Below are 4,351 nucleotides of genomic sequence, written 5' to 3' on the forward strand. Positions count from 1 at the left end.
AAAGTTATAAAAACGATTATTGTTGACGTTTTGTTTGTTCAGTTTTCAAAGAGCAATTTTTCGTTGCTATTAGGAGCAACTTTTATATAATAACATATCATTTCATCGTCGTCAACTTCTACGAACAAACTTTTTTATTTTGTATAAAAAGAAAGTTTTTATTCGTTTTAGCGACATTTATTAATATATCACCATTATTCGTGGAAGTCAACTTCTTTTTAAAGCTTCTTACTAATTTCTTCAATGAAGCGAGTTTCTATTCTACATAATAAACTCTTTTATAGCAATAGTAGTTAATTAAACAAGTATTAATAATTAAAAAGAACAAAAACCATACTGGTTTTTGTTCTTTTTAATTTAACATCATTTTTCCCCTACGATCATTCAATTCCTTCATTATTGCTTCCTTCTTTGAATTCCATAAATTTAAAGCATCATCTTCATTCATATATTTAATAAATGTTTGCAAAGCCTCATTCTTCATCATCCAGTCTGTTAAAAATTCTACTCTTTTAATTTTACGCTTTGGTATATGGCTCTTTATAAAATCTTGAATAGCATCATTAACAGGATCCACTTCAATAATTTCGTTACTTATCTCATTCTTTAACTTGTATGTGATAAATCCTATTGGATTTTCTATTTTATAATTATCTCTAATTGACTCCATTACTTGAATTACATTTCTTTTCCCATACTCCAACCAGTTTTGTATAGTTTTATTCGGTACTTTGAAACCTAAATCATTCGCCAAACTTTTGATATCATTAATATCATTTTTAGAAACAACAAAAAGATCTTTTTCAAGTTCTTCTGTATTTAACACTTCAGTTTTAATGGAATTAGATATCGGAACTGGTAGAGGTTGAATAATGGAATCTTTAGGTTTTATAAAGAATTTAATTTCTTTAACAGCTCTTCCTTGTTTAATCTCTTGAAATTCAAATGTAATATCTGATTTTTTGTTTATCTGTTTTTGAGAAGGCAGTAATACTCGTTGCTTAAAATTCCCGTAAGCAGGATATATATTTGTTGCCCCTAACTTATGTCTAAGATCTTCCATATTGAAAGTTCTTTCTTTTAAACGTTCATATTGCTTTAGTAGCTCGTATATCCTTATAGAATAATGTCCCTTTAGTTTACTTACATTTTTTAAATGATAAGATGTAAACTCCTTTTTCAATTCTAATAAATATGGGGTAAGAAATTTATGGAGTGTAAGCTCAATGGTCCCTTTTTTATAGTTGTAATCAGCTTGGGATAACCATTGAACTTGTACCAATCTTTCCTCGAACCTAATTTCATAAATTTTAGCTAACATATTTCTCGTAATTTCTTCTAGTTCCTTATATCTCGTATTACTATTACCGCCAATCAATTTAATGAAATCTTTTATTGTAAAAGTGTAAGATTGAAACTCCTTATCATTCGGTTGCACTAAACTAATAAGTGTTAAGATGATTTTTTGTTCTATCTCAGTTAATTTATATGCTGCTTCAATAAGCTGATTTGATTTTGTAATTAAGTTGTCCGCGCTTATTTTGGATCCCATATCAAAACTCCTTTTTAATGATCATTCTAAAATATAACAAAGAATGCAAAGGAGCGTCTACTTCAGGTTATATTTCCGAAAATTCAGAATCAGTTTTCGGAAATTACTCAGTTTTTGTTATAGTTTACTCAGTTTTTGTTATAGTTTACTCAGTTTTTGTTATAGTTAAGACTCAGTTTTTGTTATAGTTTACTCAGTTTTTGTTATAGTTTACTCAGTTTTTGTTATAGTTTACTCAGTTTTTGTTATAGTTAAGGTCTCTGAACCCTTGGTACATAAGAGTTTTAAGCCTCTGAAAACAATAAAAACAATAAAAACAATAAAAACAATATATGATAAAACAATCAAAACAATACTTGGTGAATGATTAATTTTTCATTATTTCTGTCTATTTAAAATAATGAATTAATAGTTCTGCTAATAAAGTTGTTATATTTTATATATATTAAAGGATTTCAATTATTTTTCTAGAAAGGTTTATATAAATAAAAGAAGAAAACAACGTTGGAAGGAGGCGTGGTTTTGGCTATTACTATTACAATGGGAATACAAAAAGGTGGTTGCGGGAAATCCACTACTGCTGGAATACTAGCATATTTATTAAGCAGAGATGGCTATAAGGTGTTAGCCATAGATATGGATTCTCAAGGTAATTTAACTGAATTAATATCTAATCAACCTTCTAATGAATTTGTAGGAAAATCAATACTAGAAGCAATGCAGAATCAAAATATGAAAGATTACATCCTACCTATAGGGAAAAATTTAGATTTACTTCCTGCTACTAATTTTTTAGCTACTTTTCCAAGATGGATTTATACGGGAAGAACATATAAAGGTGATAGTATTCCTTTCAAAGGAATACCTAGTTTAATTCTAGATCAAAGTTTAGATGATATAAGAAGTGAGTATGATTTCATTATTATTGATACACCACCGTCATTGTCAGAACAAACAACTAATGCATTATGTGCTAGTGAATATGTAGTAGTGTTGTTTGAGTGTTCTAACTGGTGCTACTCAGCAATTCCTAACTTCATGGAATCCGTCGCCAGTGCTAAAAAACATGGAAATAGAGGTACTGAGGTAATAGGAATTTTAAGAACATTAAATGACTTAAGAAGAAGTGATGCCAAAGCATTTAATGAAATGATTACAGAAGATTATCCTAACGAAGTATTTAAAACTGTTATTAATAGAAGAGCTCCTATTGGTCGTTTAGCTTTATATGGATTCAATAAAAACTCAGAGTTAAAACCGGCTTTACTACAATATGAGCAATTTTATAAGGAGTTGATAGATCGTGTCCAAAGTAAATGATATTAAAAATTTGAAGCGGCTTCAAAAGCAAATTACGCCATCACAAGCTTTAGCTGAAGAAATTATTGAAGAGAAAACATTTGAGCAGGAAAAAAAGTTAATAAGAAAACGAGTATCTTTTGATTTAAGAACAGACTTACATAGAGAATTAAAAATGCAATCTTTATTGCAAGAAAAAAACATCTATATTTTAATTGAAGAAGCATTAGAGAAATATCTAAATAAGATTAAAGAATAATTTTGTGCATCCAATATTTGAGTGCGTAGAATTATTTTATCTGCAGTTAACATAATGCATCTTATCCAAAGCAGCACCCCAAACAAAAGACGGAATCCGGCCATATTCGGGCAAATTCCGTCTTTTTCCCTTCGGGAAATAATCAAAAAAAGGACTAAAATTGATAAGAACAATCTCTTATTTACTTCATCTTTCTTACGAATTCTATTTAATAGTCCATTTGACATTGGTATTATAAAAATTAATTTGGGTAAATACTAAATAAACAACTCACCCTAGCGTATCGCTAATAAAAGTTTTTTGTATCGCCTCTTCTAATTCTAATTGTTTCATCCTGGATTTTGCATATCTTTTAGTTACATTTATATCTTTATGACCAGCTAATTTTGAAACAATTTCCAAGCCAACGCCTTTATCTATAAGCTTTTGACAGAAAGTATGTCTTAATTTATGTGGATGAACATTATACTTCTTCAACATATATTGAATTGATCTTTCTGTTAGCCGCTCATTAGATCTTGAAGTAAATAAAGCTTCATCACTGTTAAACGAATCACAGTATTTATGAAGATATTCCTTAGCTTCTTCTGACAATGGAATAAATCTCTCTTCACCAGTTATTCCATTTTTAACGATTAACTGCTTTTTTATAAGATCAATATTCGACTTATTTAAAGAACATAATTCAGATACTCTAATACCTGTATGGAGCAATAAATAAACGATAGCTATATTTCTTCCATGCCCATCTTTTTTAACTTTTTGAAGCAGCTGATTGTACTCAAAAGATGTTAAAATTTCTAATTCTCCCTTTTTTTCTATAGGCATAACTTTAATATCTAAAATTATTTCTGGACGTCTCAAGAACTTAGCGAAGGTTCTAATAGAACCAAGTATTTTATCAATAGTTATTGGACTTTTCCCCTGCTGCTCTAAAAAAGAGAGATAATTTTGAACATCTTGCTGAGATATGTTCTCTAAATAAGTAGGATATTTGTAGAGCCAGTCTTGAAATTTTTTCATTTCACGTTGATAAGTAGTGACGGTGTTAACAGATTTGCCTTCTGTTTCAAGCCAGTCTGCAAATTGACTAATTACATTAGATTTTTGCACTTTATCACCCCTAAATTCAGACTTGGTACCTTACTTAATATCTTAAATCATAAAAAGAAAGAAGTAAACTTCCGCGATGAATTTCAAAAAAAAGGGGATAGTAGCCTAACGACTACTATCCCCTTTTG

General features: G+C 29.2%; 4 protein-coding genes. 2 read left to right on the top strand and 2 right to left on the bottom strand.

The annotated features are described in order from the left end of the window. Positions 1-352: 352 nt before the first annotated feature. Positions 353-1,552, bottom strand: coding sequence for a replication initiation protein (locus ACLIJJ_RS26685; RefSeq protein ID WP_192486553.1), 1,200 nt, complete (start codon positions 1,550-1,552; stop codon positions 353-355). Between the two features lie 522 nt (positions 1,553-2,074). Here ACLIJJ_RS26685 and ACLIJJ_RS26690 point away from each other — a divergent pair. Then, on the top strand, positions 2,075-2,872 hold the full coding sequence (locus ACLIJJ_RS26690) for a ParA family protein (protein WP_128310140.1): 798 nt from the start codon (positions 2,075-2,077) through the stop codon (positions 2,870-2,872). Then, positions 2,856-3,110 carry a hypothetical protein gene (locus ACLIJJ_RS26695; RefSeq protein WP_128310139.1) on the top strand — a complete coding sequence of 85 codons (255 nt, stop codon included), beginning with the start codon at positions 2,856-2,858 and terminating at the stop codon, positions 3,108-3,110. The genes ACLIJJ_RS26690 and ACLIJJ_RS26695 overlap by 17 nt, the downstream gene beginning before the upstream one ends. Positions 3,111-3,380: 270 nt before the next feature. Here the strand turns inward: ACLIJJ_RS26695 and ACLIJJ_RS26700 are convergent, their stop codons facing one another. Further along, positions 3,381-4,223 (bottom strand): tyrosine-type recombinase/integrase, encoded by an 843-nt coding sequence (locus ACLIJJ_RS26700; RefSeq protein WP_192486555.1) that lies wholly within the window; start codon positions 4,221-4,223, stop codon positions 3,381-3,383. Positions 4,224-4,351: the final 128 nt, after the last annotated feature.

The organism is Niallia laureatilytica (assembly GCF_046613985.1).
Taxonomy (GTDB): domain Bacteria; phylum Bacillota; class Bacilli; order Bacillales; family Cytobacillaceae; genus Niallia.

What these genes read in the sequence shown, in the direction of transcription:
- ACLIJJ_RS26685 (WP_192486553.1), bottom strand. Translation starts at nt 1,552, where the DNA reads ATGGGATCCAAAATAAGCGCGGACAACTTAATTACAAAATCAAATCAG.